This window comes from Amycolatopsis stemonae, from assembly GCF_054781455.1.
The window spans coordinates 78,730-102,656 of the sequence record NZ_BAAGUJ010000014.1 but is presented as its reverse complement, the minus strand read 5'-3'; the positions used below and the strand labels follow the sequence as shown (position 1 = coordinate 102,656).

General features: G+C 73.0%; 26 protein-coding genes. 20 read left to right on the top strand and 6 right to left on the bottom strand.

Going from position 1 to position 23,927, the window contains the following annotated elements; genetic code table 11:
• Window positions 1-29 precede the first annotated feature (29 nt).
• The 3 genes from ACYVLJ_RS37320 (at window position 30) to ACYVLJ_RS37310 (ending at window position 1,966) form a co-directional block, all read left to right on the top strand.
• Entirely contained in the window at window positions 30-977 is a 948-nt protein-coding gene (locus tag ACYVLJ_RS37320; protein WP_460442208.1) for a cupredoxin domain-containing protein, read from the top strand.
• 69 nt (window positions 978-1,046) lie between these two features.
• Complete coding sequence (locus ACYVLJ_RS37315; protein WP_460442207.1) at window positions 1,047-1,388, top strand: hypothetical protein; 342 nt, start codon at window positions 1,047-1,049, stop codon at window positions 1,386-1,388.
• Window positions 1,385-1,966, top strand: coding sequence for a cupredoxin domain-containing protein (locus ACYVLJ_RS37310; RefSeq protein ID WP_460442206.1), 582 nt, complete (start codon window positions 1,385-1,387; stop codon window positions 1,964-1,966). The genes ACYVLJ_RS37315 and ACYVLJ_RS37310 overlap by 4 nt, the downstream gene beginning before the upstream one ends.
• Window positions 1,967-1,968: 2 nt before the next feature.
• Here the strand turns inward: ACYVLJ_RS37310 and ACYVLJ_RS37305 are convergent, their stop codons facing one another.
• Entirely contained in the window at window positions 1,969-3,009 is a 1,041-nt protein-coding gene (locus ACYVLJ_RS37305) for a glycoside hydrolase family 43 protein (RefSeq protein WP_460442205.1), read from the bottom strand.
• Between the two features lie 191 nt (window positions 3,010-3,200).
• Between ACYVLJ_RS37305 and ACYVLJ_RS37300 the strand changes: the two genes are divergently transcribed.
• The 5 genes from ACYVLJ_RS37300 to ACYVLJ_RS37280 all read left to right on the top strand — a co-directional run bounded on the left by ACYVLJ_RS37300 (window position 3,201) and on the right by ACYVLJ_RS37280 (window position 7,268).
• Window positions 3,201-3,971, top strand: coding sequence for an IclR family transcriptional regulator (locus ACYVLJ_RS37300; protein WP_460442204.1), 771 nt, complete (start codon window positions 3,201-3,203; stop codon window positions 3,969-3,971).
• Window positions 3,972-4,054: 83 nt separating this feature from the next.
• Window positions 4,055-5,086: a Rieske 2Fe-2S domain-containing protein gene (locus tag ACYVLJ_RS37295; protein ID WP_460442203.1), complete on the top strand. Its 1,032-nt coding sequence runs from the start codon at window positions 4,055-4,057 to the stop codon at window positions 5,084-5,086.
• Window positions 5,083-5,241 carry a hypothetical protein gene (locus tag ACYVLJ_RS37290; RefSeq protein ID WP_451984535.1) on the top strand — a complete coding sequence of 53 codons (159 nt, stop codon included), beginning with the start codon at window positions 5,083-5,085 and terminating at the stop codon, window positions 5,239-5,241. Before ACYVLJ_RS37295 ends, ACYVLJ_RS37290 begins: the two co-directional genes overlap by 4 nt.
• Window positions 5,241-6,158 (top strand): PDR/VanB family oxidoreductase, encoded by a 918-nt coding sequence (locus tag ACYVLJ_RS37285; RefSeq protein WP_460442202.1) that lies wholly within the window; start codon window positions 5,241-5,243, stop codon window positions 6,156-6,158. The genes ACYVLJ_RS37290 and ACYVLJ_RS37285 overlap by 1 nt, the downstream gene beginning before the upstream one ends.
• Before the next feature lie 186 nt (window positions 6,159-6,344).
• Window positions 6,345-7,268 carry a pentapeptide repeat-containing protein gene (locus ACYVLJ_RS37280; protein WP_451984585.1) on the top strand — a complete coding sequence of 308 codons (924 nt, stop codon included), beginning with the start codon at window positions 6,345-6,347 and terminating at the stop codon, window positions 7,266-7,268.
• Here ACYVLJ_RS37280 and ACYVLJ_RS37275 read toward each other — a convergent pair.
• Complete coding sequence (locus ACYVLJ_RS37275; RefSeq protein ID WP_460442277.1) at window positions 7,265-8,221, bottom strand: MDR/zinc-dependent alcohol dehydrogenase-like family protein; 957 nt, start codon at window positions 8,219-8,221, stop codon at window positions 7,265-7,267. The genes ACYVLJ_RS37280 and ACYVLJ_RS37275 overlap by 4 nt on opposite strands.
• Before the next feature lie 77 nt (window positions 8,222-8,298).
• Here ACYVLJ_RS37275 and ACYVLJ_RS37270 point away from each other — a divergent pair, with 77 nt between their 5' ends.
• Window positions 8,299-8,445 (top strand): hypothetical protein, encoded by a 147-nt coding sequence (locus tag ACYVLJ_RS37270; RefSeq protein ID WP_460442201.1) that lies wholly within the window; start codon window positions 8,299-8,301, stop codon window positions 8,443-8,445.
• 111 nt (window positions 8,446-8,556) lie between these two features.
• The gene (locus ACYVLJ_RS37265) at window positions 8,557-10,212 is read left to right on the top strand and encodes an alpha/beta fold hydrolase (protein WP_460442200.1); all 1,656 of its coding nucleotides are present in this window, start codon (window positions 8,557-8,559) and stop codon (window positions 10,210-10,212) included.
• 19 nt (window positions 10,213-10,231) lie between these two features.
• Here ACYVLJ_RS37265 and ACYVLJ_RS37260 read toward each other — a convergent pair whose 3' ends face one another.
• Complete coding sequence (locus ACYVLJ_RS37260; protein WP_460442199.1) at window positions 10,232-11,131, bottom strand: SDR family oxidoreductase; 900 nt, start codon at window positions 11,129-11,131, stop codon at window positions 10,232-10,234.
• A gap of 97 nt (window positions 11,132-11,228) precedes the next feature.
• Here ACYVLJ_RS37260 and ACYVLJ_RS37255 point away from each other — a divergent pair, with 97 nt between their 5' ends.
• Complete coding sequence (locus ACYVLJ_RS37255; RefSeq protein WP_460442198.1) at window positions 11,229-11,816, top strand: TetR/AcrR family transcriptional regulator; 588 nt, start codon at window positions 11,229-11,231, stop codon at window positions 11,814-11,816.
• Here the strand turns inward: ACYVLJ_RS37255 and ACYVLJ_RS37250 are convergent.
• Together ACYVLJ_RS37250 and ACYVLJ_RS37245 are read right to left on the bottom strand one after the other, a co-directional pair.
• A complete protein-coding gene (locus tag ACYVLJ_RS37250; RefSeq protein ID WP_460442197.1) occupies window positions 11,792-12,556 on the bottom strand; it encodes a class I SAM-dependent methyltransferase in 765 nt (254 codons plus the stop codon). The two genes, ACYVLJ_RS37255 and ACYVLJ_RS37250, sit on opposite strands and share 25 nt — an antisense overlap.
• Window positions 12,557-12,601: 45 nt before the next feature.
• Window positions 12,602-12,973 (bottom strand): STAS domain-containing protein, encoded by a 372-nt coding sequence (locus ACYVLJ_RS37245; protein ID WP_460442196.1) that lies wholly within the window; start codon window positions 12,971-12,973, stop codon window positions 12,602-12,604.
• Between the two features lie 60 nt (window positions 12,974-13,033).
• On the opposite strand from ACYVLJ_RS37245, the gene ACYVLJ_RS37240 reads away from it, so the two are divergent.
• The 6 genes from ACYVLJ_RS37240 to infA all read left to right on the top strand — a co-directional run bounded on the left by ACYVLJ_RS37240 (window position 13,034) and on the right by infA (window position 19,596).
• Window positions 13,034-13,813, top strand: coding sequence for a MerR family transcriptional regulator (locus ACYVLJ_RS37240; RefSeq protein WP_460442195.1), 780 nt, complete (start codon window positions 13,034-13,036; stop codon window positions 13,811-13,813).
• A 466-nt stretch (window positions 13,814-14,279) separates the two neighbouring features.
• Complete coding sequence (locus ACYVLJ_RS37235; protein WP_451984519.1) at window positions 14,280-16,256, top strand: APC family permease; 1,977 nt, start codon at window positions 14,280-14,282, stop codon at window positions 16,254-16,256.
• Window positions 16,257-16,314: 58 nt separating this feature from the next.
• Window positions 16,315-17,811: a phosphodiester glycosidase family protein gene (locus ACYVLJ_RS37230; RefSeq protein WP_460442194.1), complete on the top strand. Its 1,497-nt coding sequence runs from the start codon at window positions 16,315-16,317 to the stop codon at window positions 17,809-17,811.
• Window positions 17,812-17,834: 23 nt separating this feature from the next.
• Window positions 17,835-18,446, top strand: a complete 612-nt coding sequence (locus ACYVLJ_RS37225) for a TMEM175 family protein (RefSeq protein WP_451984515.1) — start codon at window positions 17,835-17,837, stop codon at window positions 18,444-18,446.
• 174 nt (window positions 18,447-18,620) lie between these two features.
• On the top strand, window positions 18,621-19,385 hold the full coding sequence (locus tag ACYVLJ_RS37220) for a GNAT family N-acetyltransferase (protein ID WP_460442193.1): 765 nt from the start codon (window positions 18,621-18,623) through the stop codon (window positions 19,383-19,385).
• Entirely contained in the window at window positions 19,378-19,596 is a 219-nt protein-coding gene (gene infA / locus ACYVLJ_RS37215) for a translation initiation factor IF-1 (protein ID WP_451984511.1), read from the top strand. Before ACYVLJ_RS37220 ends, infA begins: the two co-directional genes overlap by 8 nt.
• 216 nt (window positions 19,597-19,812) lie before the next feature.
• On the opposite strand, the gene ACYVLJ_RS37210 is transcribed toward infA, so the two are convergent.
• Window positions 19,813-20,697: a LysR family transcriptional regulator gene (locus ACYVLJ_RS37210; RefSeq protein ID WP_460442192.1), complete on the bottom strand. Its 885-nt coding sequence runs from the start codon at window positions 20,695-20,697 to the stop codon at window positions 19,813-19,815.
• A gap of 73 nt (window positions 20,698-20,770) precedes the next feature.
• Here ACYVLJ_RS37210 and dapA point away from each other — a divergent pair, with 73 nt between their 5' ends.
• From dapA to glmS, 3 genes are all read left to right on the top strand, one after another.
• Window positions 20,771-21,634 carry a beta/alpha barrel domain-containing protein gene (gene dapA, locus ACYVLJ_RS37205; RefSeq protein WP_460442191.1) on the top strand — a complete coding sequence of 288 codons (864 nt, stop codon included), beginning with the start codon at window positions 20,771-20,773 and terminating at the stop codon, window positions 21,632-21,634.
• Between the two features lie 71 nt (window positions 21,635-21,705).
• Entirely contained in the window at window positions 21,706-21,978 is a 273-nt protein-coding gene (locus tag ACYVLJ_RS37200; protein ID WP_451984505.1) for a hypothetical protein, read from the top strand.
• A 13-nt stretch (window positions 21,979-21,991) separates the two neighbouring features.
• The gene (gene glmS, locus ACYVLJ_RS37195) at window positions 21,992-23,815 is read left to right on the top strand and encodes a glutamine--fructose-6-phosphate aminotransferase (RefSeq protein ID WP_460442190.1); all 1,824 of its coding nucleotides are present in this window, start codon (window positions 21,992-21,994) and stop codon (window positions 23,813-23,815) included.
• Window positions 23,816-23,927 lie beyond the last annotated feature (112 nt).

The following is a 23,927-nucleotide window of genomic DNA, read 5'->3' as shown; positions in this document are numbered from 1 at the left end:
TCACGCAGTACCCGTGAAAGGAGTCCTCGATGGACAACTCCCCGACCGCCCCCGAGCAGCCGGAGGCGGTGCGGCGACGACGGCACTGGCCGGTCGCCGTGGCGATCCTCGCCCTGGCGACCGCGTTGTTCAGCCTCGCCACGCTCCGCGGCGGGCAGAGCGAGCAGGCCGCGCCGGCGGCGAGCACGAACGTCGACCTCGCCGCGCTGGCGAAGCAAAGCCCGCTCGCCGTCCCGCTGTACCAAGGGCTTTCGCAGGAACAGGCCGCCACGGGCTCGGCGAAGTCCGTCGAGGCCATGGGCTACAAGTTCAGCCCGGCGAGCCTGAGCATCGCCGTCGGCGACACGGTGACGTGGACCAACCACGACACCGCGCCGCACAACATCGTCGTCACCGACGGGCCGGAGAAGTTCAGCTCCCCGACGCTGCAGACGGGCCAGACCTTCAGCCACACCTTCACCCAGGCCGGCACCTACTCCTACTACTGCTCGATCCACCCGGACATGAAGGCGACCGTCACGGTCACCGGCTCGGCGCCGACCAGCGCCCCGCCGACCTCGGCCCCGACGTCGGCGCCGACGTCCGGACCCACCCACTCGATGCCGATGCCCTCCACCCCGGCCGGGGGTTCGTGCGTGCCGAAGGCGGTCCTGCAGCCGATCATCGACCACATCAAGAGCGCGCACCTGGAGACGTCTCCGGGCCAGCAGGTGCAGGACATCCTGAACCTGGACCAGTACATCAAGACGCACACCGTGTGGCTGGAAACCGTGCTGGCTCCGGCGCTCGACGGGTCGGCGGACAAGGTCGTCACCGACACGCTCGCGCCGATCATCGCGCACGTCAAGAGCGCTCACCTCGAGACGTCGCTGGGGCAGCAGGTGACCGACCTGCTCGACCTCGACCAGTACATCAAGACGCACACGGTGTGGCTCGAGACCGTGCTGACACCGTTGCTGAACCAGGCGAGCTGCTGACCGTCACGCCCCCAGGCGGCCCGGCCGGACGCTCCCGGCCGGCCCGCCGCCCCTGCGCACGGAGATCTCATGCCCGACACCGAAGTCCTGCCCGCCACCACGGCCTACGTCCTGCGGCGCGACCGCTGCGTCGTCGAGACGTCGATCCGGCTGCTGGGCCTGCCCCTGCGCCGCACCCGCCTCACCGCGACCGGCGGCCACGTCGACCTCGCCGGCCGGTCGCTGACCCTGCGCACCGCCGAGCTCACCTTCGACGGCGAGATCGGCGAGGACCACGTCGTCACCGGCGAACCGCACCTGACCGGCGACCTGCGCCACGTCGACGACGAACGGATCATCCTGTGGGTCAAGGGAACCGTGCGCGCACCCCGCCGGATCCACGTCGAGATCGCCGCCGAGTTCGTCCGATGAGGCGGGCCGTCCTGCTGGCGGTCATCGGGCTCGTGGCGGTCGCCACGCCCGCGCGGGCCGCCGGCCAGCAGGTCATGATGGAGAACTACGCGTTCTCCCCGGCCGCGCTCACCGTGCACGTCGGCGACACGGTGACGTGGGTGCAGCACGACCAGGCCCCGCACGACGCGACGACCACGAGCGCGCCCGCCGCCTTCCGCAGCCCGCAGCTGTCGCAGGGGCAGAGCTGGAGCTATACCTTCCGCACCCCCGGGACGTACGCCTACTACTGCTCGGTCCACCCCGACATGCGGGCCGCAGTGACGGTCCTGCCGGTTGCCACCACCGCGCCGCAGGCCAAGCCGACACGAGCGCCCGTCACCCCCAGCTCGGCGAAGCGGTCGACCGCGGCCTCCGGCCCGCCGACCACCTCGGCGGTCGCCGCGGCGCCGCCCACCACCGAGGAGGCCACGCCACCCCCGGCCGTGGCGCAGCAGGCCGCCGGGCCGTCGCTGGATCCGATGCTGCTCGTCGCCGGGCTGGTCACCGGGATCGCCGTCCTGTGCCTGCTGCTCCTCGGCTCCCGGCGCGCGTCATGAGGTCACTCGAAGAACTTGAGGCTCCAGCCGGTGTCGGCGTTCGGGCCCGGGACGTTGGCCCGGCTGTAGGTCGTCGAGCCCCACCAGCAGAAGCTTCCCGTGTACCAGTACCGGTTGGCCCACGAGTACGGCGTGCCCTTCGGGACGGCGTGGAACATCAGCGGGAACTTCGGGCCGGCGGGCGGGCTCGTCGCGATGTCGCCGTCGAGCAGGACGAAACTGTTGTGGCCAGGGCCGTTGACGTACAGCGTCGGGTCCCAGCCGGTCATCATCGTGGCGCGGTTCGAGCCGAACAGGCAGCCGTTCGACTTGTACCAGTCCCACACGTAGGTCGGGTCGCCGCCGGCGCGCAGGCGGAGCTCGGCCAGGCAGTACTGGTCGCTCCAGCTGCCGTTGGCCGAGTAGACGATGTGCAGCCGGCCGTCGGGATCCTTGATGGCTTCGGGCGCCTCGTTGATGTACGGGTTGCCGACGACCCGCTCCCAGCTCTCGCGCGGCTGGGAAATGACGTACCGGGCCCCGGCCGGCGTCGTCGGGCTGCTCATCCGTGCGATGTAGAGGTTCTGCTCGACGTTCGTGTCGCCCGCCCAGCCGGACCAGACGAACCAGCGCTGCCCGCCGAAGGTGAACATCGTGCCGTCGATGGCCCACTTGCCGTCGGGGAGCGCGAGCTGGGTCTCGGCGGTGTAGCCGCTGTCGGCGGTGCTGGAGCTGATCACGTACATCCGGTGCGCCGCCCCGGTCCCGGCCGTGAAGTAGACGTAGAACCGGCCGCCGTCGGTGACGATTTCGGGGGCCCACACTTCGCCGAGACCCCGGCTGTCCGACCAGATCCGCCGGGCGGTGGCGCTCGCCAGGCCGTCGGGCGAGGAGGCTTGGCGCACCACGATCCCGCCCCCGGAGGACTGCACGCCGACGTAGGTGGAGCCGACCCGCAGCACGCTGGGATCGGCGGCCCGCAGGCTCGTCTGCCCGGCCTGCGCGACACCGGCGGCGAAGAGCAGGAAAACGACTGCGCACAGGAGGAACCGGGAGAGCTTCATGACCACTTCCCTCGGTCGATCCCGGCTCGGGTGGGTCCGGGAACCGACAGCAGGATCACCCGGGACCGCCCGGATCCGGTAGCGCCGCAAGCGCTTGCTCGATCCAGAACCCCCAAGATTGGTCTGAACCGGTGAGCGCCGGGCGCGGGTCGCGGACAGCTCCGGCACGCCTGACCGGCCGGCCGCGGCTTATGCTCGGGGCCGTGCCGCATCGAGGTCGTGCTCCCGGGGCCACCGGGCCCGTGCTCGGCCGTGCCCTGCGGGTGCTCGGCGCGTTCACGCCGGACCGGCCGGTGTTGCGGCTGAGCGAGATCGCCCGCCGGGCCGGGGTGCCCGCCGCGACCGCGCACCGCGTGCTGCGGGAGTTCTGCGAATGGGGCGCGCTCGAACGGGACGAGTCGGGTGCCTACCGCGTCGGGCTGCGGCTCTGGGAGCTCGGCTCGCTCGCGCCCCGCGGGCTGGGCCTGCGTGAACGCGCGCTGCCGTTCCTCGAAGACCTCTCCCAGATCACCCGGGAGAACGTGCAGCTCGCCGTCCGCGAAGGCACCGAAGTCGTCTACATCGAACGGATCGCCGGGACGGGCGCCGTCCCGGTGCTGACGCGCGTCGGCGGGCGGTTCGCGCTGACCGCGACCGGGGTCGGGCTCGTCCTGCTCGCCCACGCGCCCGCCGAGGTGCAGGAAGACGTCCTCGGCAGCCCGATCGAGCGGTACACCACCGCGACGGTCACCGATCCGGACCGGCTGCGGCACATGCTGGCCGACGTGCGCACCCACGGGTTCTCCATCAGCGAGCGCCAGGTCACCCTCGACAGCCTCTCGGTCGGCGCGCCGGTCCACGACGGCCGCGGCCAGGTGGTCGCGGCGGTGTCGCTCGTCGTGCGGCACGGCAGCGCGACCCCGCACACGCTGGCACCACTGGTGATGACCAGCGCCCGGGCGATCTCGCGCGCCCTCGGCTGAGTTTTCCATCTTATGGAATCGCCCTTCGTGGGCGGCGGAGCGTTGCCGCACGCTGTGAGCCCCGCCACGAAAGGACGAACACGATGACCGACATCCCCCGCGACCAGTGGTACGTCGCCGCCTACGGCACCGAGATCGGCCGGGACCTGTTCAGCCGCACGATCTGCGGCGAGCCGATCCTGTTCTGGCGGACGCGCGACGGCGGCGTCACCGCGATGGCCGACCGCTGCGTGCACCGGCGCTTTCCGTTGTCGCAGGCGCCGTCCCGGCTCGTCGACGACCAGGTCGTCTGCGGGTACCACGGCTTCACTTACGGCACCGACGGCAGGTGCGTGTCCGTGCCCGGCCAGGCCCGGGTGCCGCGGACCGCGCGGCTGACGCGCTATCCCGTGGTGGAGCAGGACTCCTTCGTCTGGGTGTTCATCGGCGACCCGGAAAAGGCCGACACGGCGAAGATCCCGCGGGCGCCCTACCTCGACTCGCCCGGGTACACGACGGTCGCCGGCATGGAACCGCTGCGGGCGCGCTACTCGCTGCTCGTCGACAACCTGCTGGACCTCTCGCACGAGACGTACCTGCACGGCGGCTACATCGGCACGCCGGAGGTCGCGGAAACGCCGATCACGACCGAGGTCGACGACGAGGCCGGGATCGTCTACGTGTCGCGGCACATGGCCGACGCCGCGTGCCCGCCGTTCTACGCGAAGTCCACCGGCCTGCAGGGCCGGATCACGCGCTGGCAGGACATCGAGTACACGCCGCCGTGCCTGTACAAGCTGCACAGCCGGATCGCGCCGGTCGGTTCGGTGCCGCACCCGGACGGCAGCGACCCGGACGCCTTCCACGTCGAGGTCGTCTACGCGATCACCCCCGAAACCGAACACTCGACGCACGACTTCTGGGCGGTGGCCCGGGACTTCGCGCTCGACGACGAAGGCGTGTCGGCGTTCCTCGCGGAGAACAACCGCACGGTGGTCCTGCAGGACGTCGAAGCGCTGGACGTCCTCGAGCGGGTGATCGCCGCCGAACCGGACGGCTACCAGGAGCTCTCGGTCAACATCGACACCGGCGGCCTGGCGGCCCGGCGGCTGCTGCAGCGGCTGGTGACGTCGTGACGCGCCCGATGCTGACCGGCGACCGCGTCTACCGCATCCACTGGGTGCTCGGCACGGACCGGCTCCGCGCGGTCTGCCACTGCTCGGCGGAGCGCGAGTTCGACGACCCGGTGCAGCTGTGGGAATGGCTGCTCGCCCACCCCGAAGGACACTGATGAAGCTCCTGGTGGAAACCAAGGAAAGGCTCGCCGACGGCGTCGTCCGCCTGACGCTCCGGGCGCCCGGCGGGCAGCCGCTCCCGGTCTGGGAACCGGGCGCGCACGTCGATCTGGTGCTGCCCGGCGGCGTCCGGCAGTACTCGCTGTGCGGCCGTCCCGGCGACCCCTACCAGGTCGCGGTCCTGCGCGAGCCCGGCGGCCGCGGCGGCTCGGCGTACGTCCACGACGAACTCGAAGCCGGGCACCAGGTCCAGGTCGACGGGCCGCGCAACCACTTCGCGCTCGTCGACGCCAAGCGCTACCTGTTCGTCGCGGGCGGCATCGGCATCACGCCGCTCCTGCCGATGATCGAGCAGGTCGCCGAGGCGGGCAGCGAGTGGCAGCTCGTGTACGGCGGCCGGACGCGGTCGTCGATGGCCTTCACCGAAGAACTCCGGCGCCACGAAGGCCGCGTGACGATCCGGCCGCAGGACGAACAGGGGCTCCTCGACCTGCCGGCCCTGCTGGCCGAGCCCCGCCCGGACACCGCGGTGTACTGCTGCGGCCCGGAACCCCTGCTGGCCGCGGTGGAGCAGCTGTGCGCCGGCTGGCCCGAGGACGCTCTGCGCGTCGAGCGGTTCGCCCCGAAGCCGGACGACGGGCCGCAGACGGCGTTCGAAGTCGAGCTCGCCGGGTCCGGTCGCGTGCTGGAGGTGCCCGCGGACCGGTCGATCCTCGAAGTGGTCGGGGAATCCGGGGTGAGCGTGCTGTCGTCGTGCCAGGAGGGCACGTGCGGAACCTGCGAAACCGGTGTGCTCGGCGGAACCCCGGACCACCGCGACTCGGTGCTGACCGCGGCGGAACGGCGCGAGGGCGACGTGATGATGATCTGCGTGTCCCGCTCGTGCTCACCCCGGCTGGTCCTCGACCTCTGACCACACTCCCGCGGGTCCGTGGTCCCCGTCGACGGGCGGGCGGACCGACCGCCACAATCCGGGGTCATGGGTGTCGTCTGGCTGCTGGTCCCCGGTGTCGCGCTCGGCGTGGCCGCCCTCGTCTTCGCGGCGATGGCCCTCTTCGGCTCGCGGCCCGCGCGGTACCGGCTGCTGCTGGTCGGGAGCATGCTGGGCGCGGGCTGCGCGCTGCTGCTGGTCACCGGGTGGCTGCTCGGCGACCCCGCCACGCCGCGGGGTGACGCGCTCAAGACCGGCGGGCTGGCCGGCGGCGCGATCCTCGCGCTGTACGCCCTGTGGATCAACGACCGGCGGCGGCGCACCGAGGAGGCCCGTCACGAGGTCGAGCGCAACCGGGCGCAGCAGGACCGCGAGCGGACGGAGAACGAGCAGTTCGCGAAGGCCGTCGAGCTGCTCGGCCACGACGCCGACCAGGTCAGGGTGGGTGCGTTGCACGCGCTGGCCGGGCTGGCGCGCAACCGCCCCGCCTACACGCAGACCGTGCTCGACGTGCTGTGTTCGTACCTGCGGCGGCCGTTCACGCACCCCAGCTACGCCGCGCAGCCGGACAACCCGGACGAGGCGATCGTCGAGCCCGACGAGGCCTGGCCGGCCGAGCGCATCGCCGAAGCCGACCGCGAACAGCAGGTCCGGCTCACCGCCCAGCGCCTGATCGCCGCGCTGCTCCCCCGCTCCGAAGACGAGGACGCGGCCCTCTACGACCTCGACCTGACCGCGGCGCACCTCGAGTACCTGGACCTGACCGGCCGCCGGCTCGGCCGGCTCATCGCCCGCCGCGCGCGGCTGCACGGCGCCAACCGGCTCGGCCGCGTCCGCGTCGACCGGCCGGCGCTGTTCTCCGGCGCCACCTTCCACGGCCGGACCGACCTGCACCGCGCCCGCTTCGACGGCGGGCTGTCGCTGTTGAACGCCGAGGTCAAGGGCCTGTGGCGGGTTCCCGACGCGAGCGTCCGGGACTTCGCCGACCTGCGAACGGCCGCGCCAGGGCAGCAGGTCGGCGAACTGACCCTCGTCGGCGACTGCACGCTCAAGGCCGCCGAAGACAGCGGCTGGGCGACGCGGCCGGGTTAGGGCAGCACGACCAGCTTGCCGGCGGCCCGGTCCTCCTCCATGTACCGGTGGGCCTCGACGATGTCGTCCAGCGCGAAGACGCGGTCGACGTTGGGCCGGTAGACGCCGCCTTCGACCTCGTCGACGATCCGCTGCAGCACCTCCGCGCGGCCCTTCATGTCGTCGCTGTGGAACGCCGTCAGCCGCGTGCCCGACGGGATCATCGCCACCGGCTGGAAGTCCGCGATCGACCAGCCGCTGAGCGAGCCCGCCACGCAGACCGTGCCGCCCCGGCGGACCAGCCGCAGCGACGCCACCGCCGTGCGCGCGCCGACGAGGTCCAGCACGCGGTCCGGCCCGCCGGGCCAGACCGGGCCGAGGTCGGTCGACCCGTCGTCGATGAGGACGTGCTGGACGCCGGCCGCGGTGAGCGCGCCGGCTTTCTCCGGGTTTCGCGTCGTCGCCGCGACTTCGAGCCCGTGGCCGGCCGCGATCGACGCGGCCGCCAGCCCCACCGACGACGTCCCGCCGCGGATCAGCAGCTTCTGGCCCGGCGCGACGGCCAAGGCGTCCAATGCCCCGCGGGCCGTCAGGTACGTCTCGGGCAGCGCGGCGAAGACGTCCCAGGCCAAGGTGGTGGTGATCGGCATCAGCAAGGCGTTCGGCAGCAGGGCGTATTCCGCGTAGCCGCCGTCGAACTCGCGGCCCATCTCGCCCATCACCGCCGCGACGGTCGTGCCCTCGGGCAGCGCGGGATCGCTCGACGCGGCCACGACGCCGACGCATTCGATGCCGAGCACCCGCGGGAACCGCACGCCCGGGGAGTGCCCCTGGCGCGTCCGCAGCTCCGACCGGTTCAGGCCCGCGCCCTCGACCCTCACCAGGCTCCAGCCTTCGCGGACCGCCGGGACCGGCACTTCACGGACTTCCAGGGTCTCCGGGCCACCGGCTCCGACGCAGACCGCGGCTCGCATCGTCGTGCTCACGGCGTCACCGTCGCACGCGAAGATCGCCCCGGCAAAGCATTTTCGGCCGCGCCCCGGCCAAGGCCGTGCTCCACTGTGGACACGGCGTTCTGCGACTGACGCTCCCGCCGGGCACCCCGGACGTCGACCTCGACGTCGAAATCCCCGAGGCCGACCGCGAAGAGCCCGAGGACGAGGACGAGGACGAGGACGTGGCCGAACCGTCGAGTTGATCACCGGATCGAGGGAATCCGTGTCGCGAACGGTGGTCTTCGGGCTGCCCCGGCCCCGCCCGCCGTGCTTGGGTGGGGCCGGGTTGCCGGGGAGCGAGGAAGGAAGCTGCGGTGCGGACGTCCAAGGCAGGGCTGGCCATCGCCGTCTCGATCCTGGTGGCGGCCGCCGTGCCCGCCGCCGCGACCACACCCGATCCGCTCGCGCCCTACCTCACCCAGAAGATCGCCTGGGACAAGTGCCCGTTCAAGGCGGCGAAGGCGCAGTGCGCGCGGATCACCGTCCCGCGGAACTGGGCCGCGCCCGCCGCGGGTACCGACCTGAAGGTGTCGATCAGCCGGGTCACCGCCACCGGCGCACGAGAAGGCGCGATCCTGGTGAACCCCGGCGGGCCCGGCGGCCAGGGGACGTCGCTGGCCGACACGCTGGCCGGGCTCGAGCCGGCGGTGAACGAGCACCTCGACTTCGTCGGCATGGATCCCCGCGGCACCGGGCAGGAAGGCGGCGACGACGCCGGTTTCGTCTGCCGGGTGCCGACCGGGCGGATCCCGCAGGACGACGACCTCGACGCGCGCGACCGCTCGGCGCGGAGCATCACCCTGCACCAGCGGACGCCGCGCGCCGTGGCCGAGGCCTGTCAGAGCAACGCGCTCGCGCCGTTCGTCACCACCTGGCAGACCACGCACGACATGGACCTGATCCGCGCGCTGCTGGGCGACGAGAAGCTGAACTACCTCGGCTACTCCTACGGGACCTGGCTCGGCGCGAAGTACGCGTCGCTGTTCCCCGGGCACGCCGGCAAGGTCGTCCTCGACTCGAGCGTGAACTTCGAAGGCCGGCTCCAGGCCGCGTTCGAAGCGTTCCCGAAGATCGACCAGCGCCAGTTCGACCGCGTCTACGCGCCGTGGCTCGCCCGCCGGTTCCCGGACCAGCTGGGCAAGACCGCCGCGGAGGTCAAGAAGACCTGGGAGCGGGTGCGCGCGTACTTCGGCGGCCAGGGGCTCTCGCCGGACGTCTACGACCACCTCTTCGTGGGCAATGGCAACGCGAAGCAGTGGCTGGTCGGTGCGCTGATCCTGACCAAGGGCGTCGAAGCCCTCGACGGCAAGACGCCGCCGGCCGCGCTCGACCCGGTGTCCCGCGCGGTCTTCGGCCGCCCGGCGGCCCGGCTGACCGCCGCGGACGTCGCGGCGGCCCAGCCGGACTACGCCGACGTGCCGGGCACCCGCCTGGCCGTGGCGTGCGGCGACCAGCCGACCCGCGCGGCGGCCTGGTACAAGCTGCTCAGCGACCTGCAGGGCCCGGAGTACCCGCTGTTCGGCTGGGCGTACGGGCTCAGCGAACCGTGCGGCTACTGGTCGGACCCGCCCAGCCACCCGCTGCCGAACCTGCCGCCGGAGGCCGCGAAGAACGTCCTGGTGGTGCAGGGCGAGTTCGATCCCCAGACCGGCTACGAACAGGCGGAGTCGGCGGCGCGGGCGGCCGGGGTCCCGATGCTCTCGGTGGCCGATTCGCCGTTCCACGGCCAGTACGCCGTCAGCGGCAATTCCTGTGTGGACGGTCTGGTGAGCGGCTGGTTCCGCGGCGCCGCCCGCCCGGCCGCGACGATCTGCCCGGGCGTCCCGCTGCCCGGCGAGAAGGACGTCTTCCCGGTCGCGGGCCCGGCGGGCGACCCGACCGAGCCGCCGGAGCCGGCGCCGCGCGACGCGACTTCGCCCGCGCGGCAACGGCTCCAGGAGTCGATCAGCGAGCTCAACCGCGGCCGCTGACGGGACCGCGGTGTGGCGGCTACCGAGCCGTGGAGTACGCGCCCGCGTCGAGGTCCTCGACCAGCGTCGGGCCCGCCGGGGTCCAGCCGAGCAGTTCCTGCGTGCCCGTGCTCGTCGCCGCGAGGTTCATCGCGAAGAACCCGCCCAGCCAGCCGAAGTGGCTCTGCACGTCGGCCGCCGGGATCGAGGCCACCGGCAGGTCGAACGCGCGGCCGATCGCCTCGGCGATCTCGCGGGTCGGCACGCCTTCCTCGGCGACCGCGTGCAGGCGCGCACCCGCCGGGGCCTTCTCGAGGCCGAGCCGGACCATGCGGGCGGCGTCCGCGACGTGCACCGCCGCCCAGCGGTTGGTGCCGTCGCCCGGGTAGCCGGCGACGCCCTTCTCGCGGGCGATCGCCGAGAGGATCGCGATGAACCCGTGGTCACCGGTGCCGTGCACGGTCGGCGAAAACCGCAGGCTCACCGGGTGCACGCCGCGGTCGGCGAACTCCAGGGCGAGGTTTTCGGTGCCACCGCGCGGGGAGTCGGGGCCGTGGAACGGCGACGGGTCGGCTTCGGTCGCGGGCCGGCCCTGCTGGATGCCGGCGATCCCCGACGCCAGCAGCAGCGGACGGCCGCTGCCCGCGAGCGCGTCCCCGATGGTCTGGACGGCGGCCCGCTCGGCCGCGTTCGTCGCGGCCTGGTCGGCCCAGTCGTGCTTGTTCGCCAGGTGGATGACGGCGTCGGCCGCCTCGGCGCCGGCGCGGATGCCGTCGAGGTCGTCGAGGTCGCCGCGGCGGACCCCGGCGCCCTTGGCCTCGAGCTTCGCGGCGGACGCGGCGGACCGGGCCAGCCCGGTGACCTCGTGGCCGTGGGCGACCAGCTCGTCGACGACGGCGGAGCCGATCCAGCCGGAGGCCCCGGTGACGAAAACGCGCATGACGTGCACTCCAAGGTGAGAGAGAATCGATGTCAGTGGCTGACATACGCCACCCTACGCCTTCATGTCAGTCGCTGTCATCATTAGACTCGGGAGCATGGTGCGCTGGGAACCGGGAGCCCCGGAGCGGCTGCAGCGGGCCGCCCTCGAACTGTTCGCGACCCGCGGGTTCGAGCAGACGACCGCGGCGGAGATCGCGCAGGCCGTCGGCCTGACCGAACGCACCTTCTTCCGGCACTTCAGCGACAAGCGCGAGGTGCTCTTCCACGGCCAGGAACTGCTGGTCAAGGCGTTCCTGGCCGGTGTGGACGCGGCCCCGCCGGAAGCGTCCCCGCTCGAAGTCGTCGCCGCGGCCCTGGAGTCGGCGGCGACCTTCTTCCCGGACGAGCGCCGCCCGCACTCCCGCACGCGGCAGTCCGTGATCGACCGCAACCCCGCGCTGCAGGAGCGGGAGCGGCACAAGCTGACCACGCTGGCCACGGCGGTCGCGGGGGCCCTGCGCGCCCGGGGCGTCGACGACCTCGCGGCCACCCTGGCCGCGGAGTCCGGCACGACCGTGTTCGGGATCTCGTTCATCCAGTGGCTGCGCGAAGACGAGGGATCGCTGGCCGCGATCTCCGCGGCTGTGTTCGGCGAGCTGCTCACGCTGGCCGAGCAGGCTCAGCCCTTGCGCCCCACCAGGTGAAAGACGCGGCTGAGCCGGCGGTAGGGGTCGCGCCGGCCGGCCTCGAACTCGACCCGCGCCACCTTCTCGGCGTCGGCCGGGTCGACCTCGGCGCCGCCGAACCCGAGCCAGTCGACGAAGAGCCAGACGCCGTACCACTCCACGGGCGCGACACCCCGGCTCCGGAGCAGCTCGCTCAGCTCTTCGACGGTGTCGGCCCGGGTCGGGACGCCGAGCACGCCGACCTCGCTGCGGGCGTCGAACGCGGCCAGCGCGTCGTCCCAGCGGCGTTCCAGGGCCGGGCGCACGGCCATCGCGTGCGCGTTGCCGGTCATGACCGAGACGATCCCGCCGGGTCCGGCGCAGCGGCACAGCTGCTCGACGAGCGGCTCGGGCCGGTCCAGGTAGCCGAGGACGCCGTGGCACAGGACGGCGTCGAACCGCCGGCCGTCCACCGCGTCCGCGGCGTGTTCGCCGTCGGCTTGCACGAAGGTCACCCGGAGGCCGGCCGGAAGCCGGTCGCGCGCCTTGTCCAGCATCGCCGGTGACGGGTCCAGCAGGGTGACGTCGTAGCCGGCCCGGGCGAGCGGGAACGACTGGTGGCCCGCGCCACCGCCGACGTCGAGCACCGCGGCCGGTGGCGGCGGGAGGTGCGCCAGCAGCTGCCGGTGCAGCACGTACGTGCGCACGCGCCCCTTCACCGAGGCATACGCGTCGTCGGCGAAGGAACCGGCCAGCGCGGCCCAGGCGTCGTCACCCATCGGCGTTCCTCTGTGTCTTGTGGACGGAGCACCACGGACTCCGGCTCAGCCGGGCGCACCCCGGAGCCAGCCGCGGGCGGCCTCGACCGTGGCGTGCACTTCGAGCACGGAGTCCAGCCGCGTGAGCTGCAACGCACGCAGCACCGGGTAGCGGTCGGCCACCACCGCGAAGGGCACTCCGTCCGCCGCCGTCTCCGTCGCGAGCTCGACAAGCACCTGCAGGCCCGCCGAACCGCAGAACCCGATCCCGCCGAGGTCGACGACGAGCGCGCCCGGGCGGTCGGCCAGCACGGCGCGGGCGCGCCCGCGCAGGGTCGGCGCGGTCCCGAGGTCCAGGTCGCCGACGGCCGCGACGACGACGGCTTCGGGCACGGCGTGCACCCGGACCGTCAGCGTCGGCGCCCGTTCGTCGGTCACGGTGCCGACCCTAGGTCGCCCGCATCGTTTTGTCATCGATTGGCGGGGTACCCCGGTCGCATGATTCAGCCGTCCGCCGTCACCTGGACGGCGGGTGCGGTCGCCCGGATGCTCGGGCTGCCGCCGTCGACCCTGCGGGCGTGGCACCGCCGCTACGACCTCCCGCTCTCGGCACCCCAGACGGGCAGCCACCGCCGCTACTCCCGCGCCGACGTCGACGCCCTCCTCCGTATGCGTCACCTGATCGAGCGGGGCCTGGGCGCGGAATCCGCCGCGGCCCGCGCGTTCGGCGGCGCCACCGACGTCACGACGCTGCTGACGGCGGTCCGGGAGCTGAAGATCGACGCGGCGGCCGCGCTCCTGGACGCGCACCTGGCCGGCCACGACGTCGCCGGCACGTGGGAGGACCTCTGCCGCCCCGCGCTCTTGGCCCTGAGCGACGACGACCGGTGCACCGACCTCGTGCACGGGCTCTCGTGGGCCATCGCCGCGGCCCTGCACCGCGTCCCGGCCCCGGCCGGAACGGCGGCCCCGGTGCTGCTGGCCTGCGCCGACGGCGAACGGCACACCCTGCCGCTGGAGGCCTTGCGCGCGGCACTGGCCGAACACGGCCGCACGGCGCTGTTCCTGGGCGGCTCCATCCCCGAATCCGCCCTGCGCGACGCCGTCACCCGCACCCGGCCGTCGGCGGTCGCGGTGTGGAGCAGCAGCCCGGCGGCCGTCCCGCACGGGCTCGGCGCGCCCCGGCTGGTGCTCGCCGGCCCCGGCTGGCCCGCACGAGCCGGCCGAGCCGCCCGCCCGGCGACGCTCGGCGACGCCGTCAAGCTGCTGGTGAGCTGACCGCCGCCGGACTCGGCCGGTGGGACGCCCGCGAGGTTCCTGGCGTGCCAGCCGTGAGGGCGGCTTCCGCGCAGGAAGGTCGGCGCCCCCGCCACCAGCCGCCCCGGCAACCAAGCCGCCCCGCCAACCAAGCCGCGCCCGCCACCAGCCGCCCCGGCGACCGAGCAACCCCGCCACCAGCCGACCCGCCGACCGCCACCGACCAGCCCCGGCCACCCAACCACGCCCGCCACCAGCCGACCCCGGCCACCAAACCGCCCCCGCCGCCTGCCGCCCCGGCGACCAAGCAACCCCGCCACCAGCCGACCCCGCCCACCAAGCAACCCCCGCCCCGGCCGAGTCGGCGACCAGCCACTCCCTTCCGAGCAGGTCGAGCAGGTCGGGCACCTCTCGGCGGCCCGCTGAGCCTCCGGCGCCGCCGTCGGGCATCCTGAGTCCCGCTGTGTCCAGCGACGAGGGGACGAGGATGGGTGCTGCACCCGAAGTGACCGTGCCGGCGAGCGTCGAAAGCCCGGTGCCGCCGAAGCCGCCGGCCTCCGGGGTGGCCCGGTGGCTGCTGGAGCACCGGGTCGCCCCGGTCGGCCGGCAGGGCGGTGAGGACCACGGCACGCCGCAGGCGTGGTGGAAGGTCATGTGCCTGACCGGCGTCGACTACTTCTCCACCCTCTCCTACCTGCCCGGCATCGCCGCGCTCGCCGCCGGGGCGCTTTCGCCGCTGGCCACGTTGCTGATCGTCGCGCTGACGTTGCTCGGCATGCTGCCGATGTACCGCCGCGTCGCGCGCGAAAGCCCGCACGGGCAGGGTTCGGTCGCGATGCTGGAGGACCTGCTGCCGTTCTGGCGCGGGAAGCTGTTCGTGCTGACGCTGCTCGGGTTCGTCGCGACGTCGTGGATCATCACGATCACCCTGTCCTCGGCGGACGCCACCGTGCACATGCTGGAAAACCCGTACCTGCCGGGCTTCCTGCACGGCCACGCCGTGCTCATCACCGTCGTGCTGCTGCTGATCCTCGGCGGGGTGTTCCTGCTGGGCTTCAGCGAGGCGGTCGGCGTCGCCATCCCGCTGGTCGCGGTCTTCCTGCTGCTCAACGCGATCGTCACGGTCGTCAGCGTCTTCCACCTCGACGCCGCGGACCTCTCCCGCTGGACCGACGCGCTGACCGCGGGCGGCGGCGGGTTCACCGGCGTGATCGGGCCCGCCGTGGTCGCGTTCCCGCTGCTGGTGCTGGGGCTGTCCGGGTTCGAAACCGGCGTCAGCATGATGCCGCTGGTCGCCGCCGAGGGGAAGACGCCCGAAGAGCGGCTGGAGTCGCGGATCCGCAACACGCGCAAGCTGCTGACGGCCGCCGCGCTGATCATGTCGGTGTTCCTGATCGCGACGAGCTTCATCACGACCGTGCTGATCCCGGCCGACGCGTTCAAGGACGGCGGCGAGGCCAACGGCCGCGCGATGGCCTACCTCGCCCACCACGAGCTGGGCGAGGTCTTCGGCACCGCCTACGACATCTCGAGCGTGCTGATCCTGTGGTTCGCGGGCGCGTCGGCGATGGCCGGGCTGATCAACATCGTCCCGCGGTACCTGCCCTCCTACGGCATGGCGCCGGAATGGGGCCGGGCGGTGCGGCCGGTTGTGATCGTCTACACGGTGATCAGCATCCTCATCACGGTCGCGTTCGGCGCCGACGTCAACGCGCAGGCCGGGGCGTACGCGACCGGCATCCTCGCGATGATGGTCTCGGGCGCGGTCGCGGTGAGCATCTCGGCGCTCCGGCGGCGGCAGCGCGGCGCGGCGATCGGGTTCGTCGTCCTGACGCTCGTGCTGCTGTACGCGCTCGTCGAGAACGTCATCGAAAAGCCGGACGGCATCGCGATTTCGGCGCTGTTCATCCTCGGGATCATCGTCGTCTCGCTGGTTTCGCGCGTGTCGCGGACGACGGAGCTGCGGGCCGAGCGCATCGAATTCGACGACGAGGCGCGCCGGTTCATCACCGAATCCCTGGCCCACGACGGCACCCTGCACATCATCGCCAACAAGCGCCAGGGCGGCGACGAAGCCGAGTACTCGGCCAAGGAAGCCGAACAGCGCTCGATGAACCCCGTCCCCGGCGCCGCCGACGTCCTGTTCCTCGAGATCGACGTGGTGGACCCGTCGGAGTTCGCCAACGTCCTCGAGGTGCGCGGCGTGGAGATCGACGGCTACCGGATCCTCCGCGCGGACAGCCCGGCGGCGCCGAACGCGATCGCGGCGATCCTGCTGGCCCTGCGCGACGTCACCGGCGTCCGGCCGCAGTGCCACTTCGAATGGGCCGAGGGCAATCCGCTCGGGCACCTGTTCCGCTACCTGATCCTGGGCCGCGGCGACACGGCGCCGGTGGTCCGGGAGATCATCCGCAGCAGCGAACCGGACCCCGGCCGGCGGCCGGGGATCCACGTCGGCGGCTGACCGCGGAGTTCACCCGGAACCCACTCGCGGTCCACCCCGGCCGGGTAGCTTGCCCCGCGTGAAGACTCCGCTCGCCCTGACCCTGTCCGCCGCGCTCACCCTGGCGCTGGGCACCCCCGCCTCGGCCGCGGGTGACGTGCTCGCGCCGGGGCTGACCGTCTCGACCACGGTCACCGGCGAAGGCACCGGCCACAACGCCTGGACCGTCACGGTGCAGGTGCCCGGCGGGTCGAGCCCCGACCCGGACGCGCCGCCGGCCGCGCTCGGCACCCGCGAGCACGCCGACGCGCTCGTGACCGCCTTGCGCGGCAAGGGTTTCGCGGCCCGCGCCGAACGGGTCGACTGGCCCGCGTTCGCCGACACCCCGCGCGGTGCCCTCGGCTGGCGGGTGCGCGTCGGCTCCTTCTCCGACCGCGCGCAGGCCGCCGCCACCGCGAGCGCCATGACGGCCGGCGGCTTCACCGGCTCTCCCGAGTGGACGGGCCAGGACGGGCCCGAAGCGCAAGGGCCGCAGCGCGTCCGCGTCGCCGTCGTCGATCCGCGGCGGTTCGGCGGGAGCGTGGTCGCGTCGCACGGCGAGTCCGTGGCCGGGCGGCGGACGACGTCGGCGCTGTCGGCCGCGGCCGGGGCGCTGGTCGGGACCAACGGCGGCTTCTTCGTCATCGACCCGAAGGACGGCATCCCCGGCGAACCGGCCGGCGTCGGTGTCTACCAGGGCCTGCTGCAGAGCGAAGCCACCGCCGGCCGGCCCGCGCTGCTGCTCGGCGCGCACCCGTCGATCGGCGTGCCGCGGACCGCGCTCGCCGTCGGCGGCCACGAGGTCAACGGCGTCAACCGCAAGCCCGGCGTCGTCCGCAACTGCGGCGAGCCCGGCGACGTCCCCACCGACCGCCCGCTGCACGACACGACCTGCACGCACCCGGACGAGCTGGTGCTGTTCACCCCGCAACTCGGCACGCCGACCCCGGCCGGCGACGGCGTCGAAGCCGTGCTGGACGCCCACGACGTCGTCACGGCCGTGCGGCCGGCCGGCGGCGAAGTGCCCGCGGGCGGCCACACCGTGCAGGGCATCGGCGCGGCGGCGACGTGGCTTCGCGACCGCGCCCGGCCGGGCGCGAAACTGCCGGTCTCGACGCGGATCTTCGAAGGCCCCCGGCCGGTCCACCCCGCGGGCGTGGTCAACGGCGGACCGTGGCTGGTCCGCGACGGGCGGGTCGCGATCGACGCGGCCGCGGACGGCGTCGTGCACCCGGGCGACCCGTCGTTCGTCTACGGATGGGCCGTCAAGCGCAACCCGCGCACGATGGTCGGCCTCGACCGGCAGGGCCGCCTCCTGATCGTCACCGCGGACGGCCGTCAGCCGGGCTTCGCCGAAGGACTGTCCTTGGTGGAGGGTGCGCGGCTCATGGCCCGGCTGGGCGCGGTGACCGCGATCAACCTCGACGGCGGCGGCTCGACCGCGATGGCGATCGACGGCGAGCTGGTGAGCTCCCCTTCGGACGCGACGGGCGAACGCCCGGTCGGCGACGCCCTGCTGGTGCTGCCCCGGCGCTGACCGCCTGATGGTTGGATGATCGCGTGGAGCAGAAGAAATCATCCGAACGGCTGGTGTTCTTCACCGACGCCGTCGTCGCGATCGCGCTGACGCTGCTGATCCTGCCGCTCGCGGACCTGGTCCCGGAGCTGGTGGCCGAGCACAAGCCGGCGATGGACGCCGTCACCGAGAACTGGTCGAAGATCTTCAGCTTCGTGTTGAGCTTCTTCGTGATCGGCCGGTTCTGGTCGGTCCACCACGGCATCTTCGAGCACGTGCGGTCGTACACCACCACGCTCGTGCGGGTCAACTTCGCCTGGCTGCTGACGATCGTGGTGCTGCCCTTCCCCAGCGAACTGATCGGCTCGTACCAGTCCGAGCGCTTCACCGTCGTGTTCTACCTGGCGACGTTGCTGGCCAGCAGCCTGTGCCACACGGCGATGGTGTTCCTCATCCGCCGGACCCCGGAGATCCGCGGGGACGCCGAGCCGGTGTCGGACGAGACGTGGTGGAACCACGTGCTGAGCGCGGTCGTGTTCGCGATCGCGGTCGTGGTGGCGCTGGTCAAGCCCAACCTCGGCTACTACGCGCTGCTGTTGCTGCTGTTCCCGGCGAGGATCGCCGTCTGGCTGCGGGGCCGCCGCGCCGCCGCGTAATTCGGTGGGCCGGGCGGCGCCGGGCCGCTATCGTGCCCCTGACCGTGACTCGACGCCGGGAGGTGAGCCCCATGAACGCTGTTTCGATGTGGGTGCTCCCCTCGTCGTCACGGTCGGGCGACTGACGTAGGGGTCGCCGGGAGCGCTTCGAGCACTCCCGAAAGGTACGAACCCATGGAAACTGTGCGATTCACGGCGGGCTCGCCCGCGGTGGAGATCACGCGCGTCGCCCCACGGCACTGGCACGCGCTGGACGACGACCGGGTGGCCGGGCGCGGCGAAGCCACCACGCGGCCCGACGGCCGGACGTTCCTCAGCATCGACGCCTGGCACCGCTCGGTCTTCGACCGGCTCGCCGACGCGATGCTGGCGGACCTGCCCGCACCCCTCCACACGGTCGTCGACGAAGCCGACCCCGACCTGATCGCGGGCTGGGAACGAGCCGGCTTCACGACCCGGCGGCGCGAGTGGGAGTACGTCGTCCCCACCGCCGGGCCGGGTCCGGTGCCGCCGCCGGGCGTCACGATCGTGCCCTTCGGCGCGGCCTCCGAGGGCCCGCTGCGGGCACTCGACCGCGTGATCCGCGCCGAGGTGGAAGCCACGCTCGGCTGGCAGGAGATGCCCGCCGAGGTGCTGTCCAGGCCCCTCGACCCGGCGACGTACGCCGTGGCGGCCGAAGCCGGCGAGTACGTCGGCCTGGTCCGCGTGACCCAGGTGAAGCGGCTGCCGCGGATCGGGCTGATCGCCGTCCGCGCCGACCGCCGGCGCCGCGGCATCGCGAGGGCGTTGCTGGCCGAGGTCCTGGCTTCCTTGCACGCGGCGGGAATCCCGGCCACGTCGGCCGAGGTGAACGAGGCCAACCCGGCGGCGACGGCGTTGTTCGAGAGCGCCGGCGCCCGGCGGGCGGGCAGCACCCTGGAGCTGGTGCACCGTGGCTGACAAGGGCATCGAAGTCGAGGGCACCGTGCTCGAGTGCCTGCGCAACGCCACGTTCAAGGTGGAGCTGCCGAACGGGCACCAGGTGCTCGCGCACATCAGCGGGAAGATCCGGAAGAACTACATCAAGATCCTCCCGTTCGACCGGGTGCTGGTGGAGCTGAGCCCGTACGACCTGAGCCGCGGCCGGATCCTGTTCCGCTACCGCACCTAGTCAGGTCTCCCGCAGGTCGTCGTGACCGGTCAGGGCGGTCCTGACCGCCCTGACCACTCACGACCGGTCAGCGCGGGCTGGTGGCTTCCCGCTCGACGGCCTCGCCCAGCTCCAGCAGGCCGAGCGTGCCGCTTTCCAGGCGCAGCAACGCGAACCGGCCGTGCGCCAAGGAGGGTTCGGGCGGGCGTTCCGACGCTGCACCCGCTTGCGGCCGGCCTAGCCGAGTTCGGCGAGCACCGCCCGGATCGCCGGGCTGGCGTCGGCGCTGCGGCGCCACGCCGCGTGCACCTCGCGCTTCGGCTGACGCCGCACCGGCCGGGCGACCAGGGCGTCGCCCAACGGCGGCCGGGCGAGGCGCGGGATCAGCGCGACGACGTCCCCGCCGGCGACCAGGGCGAGCTGCGTGGCGAAGTCGTCGACCAGGTGCCGGACGTCCGGCTCCGCCGGCGCGTCCGCGAAGAGCCGCCGGAACCATTGGTGGCACACGGTTCCCGGCGGGCTGGTCACCCACGCGTGGCCGAAGACCTCCGCGCCCAGCGGGGCCGTGGCCGACGCGAGCGGGTGCGTCCGGCTCATCACGACGTCGCCGACGTCGGTGTGCACGTGCTGCCGCGTCAGCGACGGCGGCAGCGGCGCGAGCAGGCCGTCGGCATCGTGGACGAGGGCGAGGTCGGCCGTTCCGGCGTCGACGCTGCGCAGTGCTTCGTCGGGGTCCTGCTCGGTGAGGTGCACCCGCAGGTCCGGGCACCGCGCCGCCAGCGCGGGCAGCAGCGGCGCGAGCAGGCCGCGGATGCCGGTCGAGAAGGCCACCACCCGGAGCGTGCCGCGCGGCGCACCGGCCGAGACGGACTGGGCCGCCTCGGCACAACGTTCCAGCGCCTGGAAGACCTCGGGTGCCGAGTCGGCGATGGCCTGCCCGGCCGGCGTCAGCACGACCCCGCGTCCCGCCGGCGCCAGCACCGGCACGCCGACCTGCCGTTCCAGGCGTTTGAGCTGCTGCGACACCGCGGACGCGGTGAACCCCAGCTCGTCGGCCGCGCGCGCCAGCGTCCCGAGCGTCGCCACCGACCGCAACGCGCGCAGGGCGCCGACCTCGATCATGAAGCCAGGCTACGCAGTACTGGCAAAAAAGCATCGCTGGACCGCACCAGTTGTGCCGGGCACAGTTCGGGTCATGACCGAATTCGGCGCCAACCTCGTCGCGATGGTGACCCCGATGGAGCCCGGCGGGGCGATCAGCACCCGCGGCGTCGCCGGCCTCGTCGACCACCTGCTGGCCACCGGGTGCGACGGCCTCGTCGTCGGCGGGACGACCGGCGAGTCCCCCACCCTGACCGAACCGGAGTCCGCTGAGCTCGTCCGGGACGTGGCGGCTCGCGTTTCCGGTCGTGCCCGCGTGATCGCCGGCGTCGGCACGTACGACACGGCCGCGAGCGTCCGCCGGGCGCGCGCGGCGGAAGCGGCCGGCGCGGAGGCGCTGCTGGTCGTCTGCCCCTACTACTCCCGGCCGACGCAGGCGGGCGTCATCGCCCACTGCGTCGCGGTGGCCGACGCGACCGACCTGCCGGTGATGCTCTACGACGTCCCGGCGCGGGCCGGTGTCGCGCTGGAAGCGCCGACGTTGATCGAGCTGGCCGGTCACCCCCGGATCCGCGCGGTGAAGGACGCCAAGGGCGACCTGTTCGAGGCGATGACGGTCATGGCGAGCACGTCCCTGGCGTACTACTGCGGCATCGACGAGCTGAACCTGCCGTACCTGGCGTGCGGCGCGGCGGGCGTGGTGAGTGTCGTGGCCAACGTGGCGGCCGACCGCACCGCGGACCTCATCACCGCCGTCCGCCGCGGCGACCTGGAGTCGGCGCGCACGCTCAACGACGCGCTGCTCCCGCTGGTGGAGACGGTCATGCGAGCGGGCCCCGGGACGACGGCGGCCAAGGCGGCCCTGGCCGGGCTGGGCGTCATCCCGCACGCGTCCGTGCGGCTCCCGCTGGTCGAGGCAGCCGGTACACCGGCACACGCGCTGGCGACCGCGTCGTGAATTCGACACCCCAACCACTAAAGCTTGCCCGATTTCGGGCAGGAATTTGAAGTTCACCGCACGGCCAGGGCATGATGGCCGGCGTGGCAGACACCGACATCGTCGAGCGCGTGGCCGCGTCCACCGGGCTGCCGCCGGGGGTCGCCGCCCGGGTCGTCGACGATGTCCTCGCCTACTACCGGACGTCCGCCGAGGCCTACGTCCGCCGCCGGCACGCCGAACTGCAGGCCGAGGGCCGGAAGAACCCCGAAATCTTCCCGCTGGTCGCCGCGGAGCTCCGGGGGCGGCTGGTGGCCGCGCCCGACCTGTCCGAGCGCCAGCTGCGGCGCATCGTCTACGGCTGAAAGAAGGCTCGCCATGTGCGGGATCGTCGGCTACATCGGCGGCCAGAACGCTGCCCCCATCCTCCTGGAGGGCCTGACCCGGCTCGAGTACCGAGGTTACGACTCCGCGGGCATCGCCGTGCTCGGCGCGAAGGGCGGCGCCCAGGTCCACCGCGTCGTGGGCCGGGTCCGCAACCTCACCGCGGCCCTGCCCAAGCGCCTGAGCGGCAAGGTCGGCATCGGTCACACGCGCTGGGCCACGCACGGGCCCGCGTCGGAGGACAACGCCCACCCGCACACCTCCGAGGACGGCCGCATCTGCGTCGTCCACAACGGCATCATCGACAACGCCGACGCGCTGCGCGCCCAGCTCGCCGACGCCGGTGTCGCGCTCACCTCCGAGACCGACACCGAGGTCCTCGCGCACCTGATCGCCCGCTCCGGCGCCGAAACCCTCGAAGACGCCGTCGTCGAAGCGGTTTCGCGGATCACCGGCACGTACGCGATCGCCGTCACCGACAGCGCGCACCCGGACCGGCTGGTGATCGCGCGCAACGGCTCGCCGCTGATCATCGGCGTCGGCGAGCGCGAGATGTTCGTCGCCAGCGACCTCGCCGCGCTCGTCCGGCACACCTCGCAGGTCGCGCACCTCGACGACGGCGAGTTCGCGACGGTCTTCGCCACCGGCTACCGCACCTTCACCGTCGACGAGAGCGACACCACCAAGCCCGCCACCAAGATCGACATCGCGGCCGAAGACCTCGACCTCGGCGGCTTCCCGCACTACATGGCCAAGGAGATCCAGGAGCAGCCCGAGTCCGTCGAGCGGATGATCCGCGGGCGGCTCGACGACCGCTTCGGCGTCGCCCGCCTCGACGGGCTCAACCTGACACCGCGCGAACTGCGCGGGTTCAGCCGCGTGAAGATCCTCGGTTGCGGCTCGGCGTACTACGTCGGCCAGATCGGCGCGACGATGATCGAGGAACTGGCCCGGATCCCGGCGGACGCCGAAGCCGCGTCCGAATTCCGCTACCGCAACCCGATCATCGAGGCGGACACGCTCTACATCGCGGTCAGCCAGTCCGGCGAGACGATCGACACCGCCTTCGCCGTCGAGGAGATCAAGCGCAAGGGCGGCCGGGTCGCGGGCCTGGTCAACGTCGTCGGCTCGACGATCGCCCGCGCCTGCGACGGCGGCGTCTACCTGCACGCCGGCCCGGAGATCGCGGTCGCCTCGACCAAGGCGCTGACGAACATGGCCGTCGGGTTCGCGATGATCGCGCTGGCGCTGGGCCGGGTCCGCGATCTGTCCAATGCGGACGGTCAGCGGATCATCGACGCGATCCGCGCGCTGCCCGGCCAGATCAAGTCCGTCCTGGACGACGAGCCGTCGATCGCCGAGCACGCGAAGGCCGCGGCTGCCGCGAAAAGCCTGTTCTTCATCGGCCGCGTCCGCGGGTTCCCGGTGGCGCGGGAGGGGGCGCAGAAGTTCAAGGAGATCTCCTACCGCCACGCCGAGGCGTACCAGGCGTCCGAGCTCAAGCACGGCCCGCTCGCGCTGATCGACGAAACGCTCCCGACGGTCGCCGTCGTGCCCGCCGACGAGCTGGCCGACCGCAACCTGGCCGCGGTGCAGCAGATCCGCGCCCGCGGCGGCGCGGTCCTGGCGGTGACGCACGAAGACGTCGACTTCGGCGAGCTGGACGTCCCGCGGATCGTGGTGCCGCGGACCGAGCCGGAGCTCGACCCGATCCTGCTGACCATCCCGCTGCAGCTGCTCGCCTACCACGCGGCGCTGACGCTGGGCTACGACATCGACAAGCCGCGCAACCTGGCGAAGTCCGTCACGGTGGAGTGAGGTCCAGCCACATCCGCAGCTGCCGGACGCGACGTGACTACCGGGCCCGGGCCGGTTGGCATCTGGCGGGGCGCCGGCCGTCGCCGCCGGCGATTTACGCGGGTCTGCCGGG

Bases quoted from the DNA above. Each gene is read 5' to 3' on its own strand.
- ACYVLJ_RS37280 (WP_451984585.1), top strand. From the start codon at position 6,345: ATGCTGGGCGCGGGCTGCGCGCTGCTGCTGGTCACCGGGTGGCTGCTC.
- ACYVLJ_RS37220 (WP_460442193.1), top strand. From the start codon at position 18,621: ATGGAAACTGTGCGATTCACGGCGGGCTCGCCCGCGGTGGAGATCACG.
- ACYVLJ_RS37235 (WP_451984519.1), top strand. From the start codon at position 14,280: ATGGGTGCTGCACCCGAAGTGACCGTGCCGGCGAGCGTCGAAAGCCCG.
- ACYVLJ_RS37295 (WP_460442203.1), top strand. From the start codon at position 4,055: ATGACCGACATCCCCCGCGACCAGTGGTACGTCGCCGCCTACGGCACC.
- ACYVLJ_RS37285 (WP_460442202.1), top strand. From the start codon at position 5,241: ATGAAGCTCCTGGTGGAAACCAAGGAAAGGCTCGCCGACGGCGTCGTC.
- ACYVLJ_RS37300 (WP_460442204.1), top strand. From the start codon at position 3,201: ATGCTCGGGGCCGTGCCGCATCGAGGTCGTGCTCCCGGGGCCACCGGG.
- ACYVLJ_RS37250 (WP_460442197.1), bottom strand. From the start codon at position 12,556: ATGGGTGACGACGCCTGGGCCGCGCTGGCCGGTTCCTTCGCCGACGAC.
- ACYVLJ_RS37210 (WP_460442192.1), bottom strand. From the start codon at position 20,697: ATGATCGAGGTCGGCGCCCTGCGCGCGTTGCGGTCGGTGGCGACGCTC.
- ACYVLJ_RS37240 (WP_460442195.1), top strand. From the start codon at position 13,034: ATGATTCAGCCGTCCGCCGTCACCTGGACGGCGGGTGCGGTCGCCCGG.
- ACYVLJ_RS37315 (WP_460442207.1), top strand. From the start codon at position 1,047: ATGCCCGACACCGAAGTCCTGCCCGCCACCACGGCCTACGTCCTGCGG.
- ACYVLJ_RS37305 (WP_460442205.1), bottom strand. From the start codon at position 3,009: ATGAAGCTCTCCCGGTTCCTCCTGTGCGCAGTCGTTTTCCTGCTCTTC.
- dapA (WP_460442191.1), top strand. From the start codon at position 20,771: ATGACCGAATTCGGCGCCAACCTCGTCGCGATGGTGACCCCGATGGAG.
- ACYVLJ_RS37200 (WP_451984505.1), top strand. From the start codon at position 21,706: ATGATGGCCGGCGTGGCAGACACCGACATCGTCGAGCGCGTGGCCGCG.
- ACYVLJ_RS37320 (WP_460442208.1), top strand. From the start codon at position 30: ATGGACAACTCCCCGACCGCCCCCGAGCAGCCGGAGGCGGTGCGGCGA.
- ACYVLJ_RS37260 (WP_460442199.1), bottom strand. From the start codon at position 11,131: ATGCGCGTTTTCGTCACCGGGGCCTCCGGCTGGATCGGCTCCGCCGTC.
- ACYVLJ_RS37310 (WP_460442206.1), top strand. From the start codon at position 1,385: ATGAGGCGGGCCGTCCTGCTGGCGGTCATCGGGCTCGTGGCGGTCGCC.
- ACYVLJ_RS37255 (WP_460442198.1), top strand. From the start codon at position 11,229: ATGGTGCGCTGGGAACCGGGAGCCCCGGAGCGGCTGCAGCGGGCCGCC.
- glmS (WP_460442190.1), top strand. From the start codon at position 21,992: ATGTGCGGGATCGTCGGCTACATCGGCGGCCAGAACGCTGCCCCCATC.
- ACYVLJ_RS37275 (WP_460442277.1), bottom strand. From the start codon at position 8,221: ATGCGAGCCGCGGTCTGCGTCGGAGCCGGTGGCCCGGAGACCCTGGAA.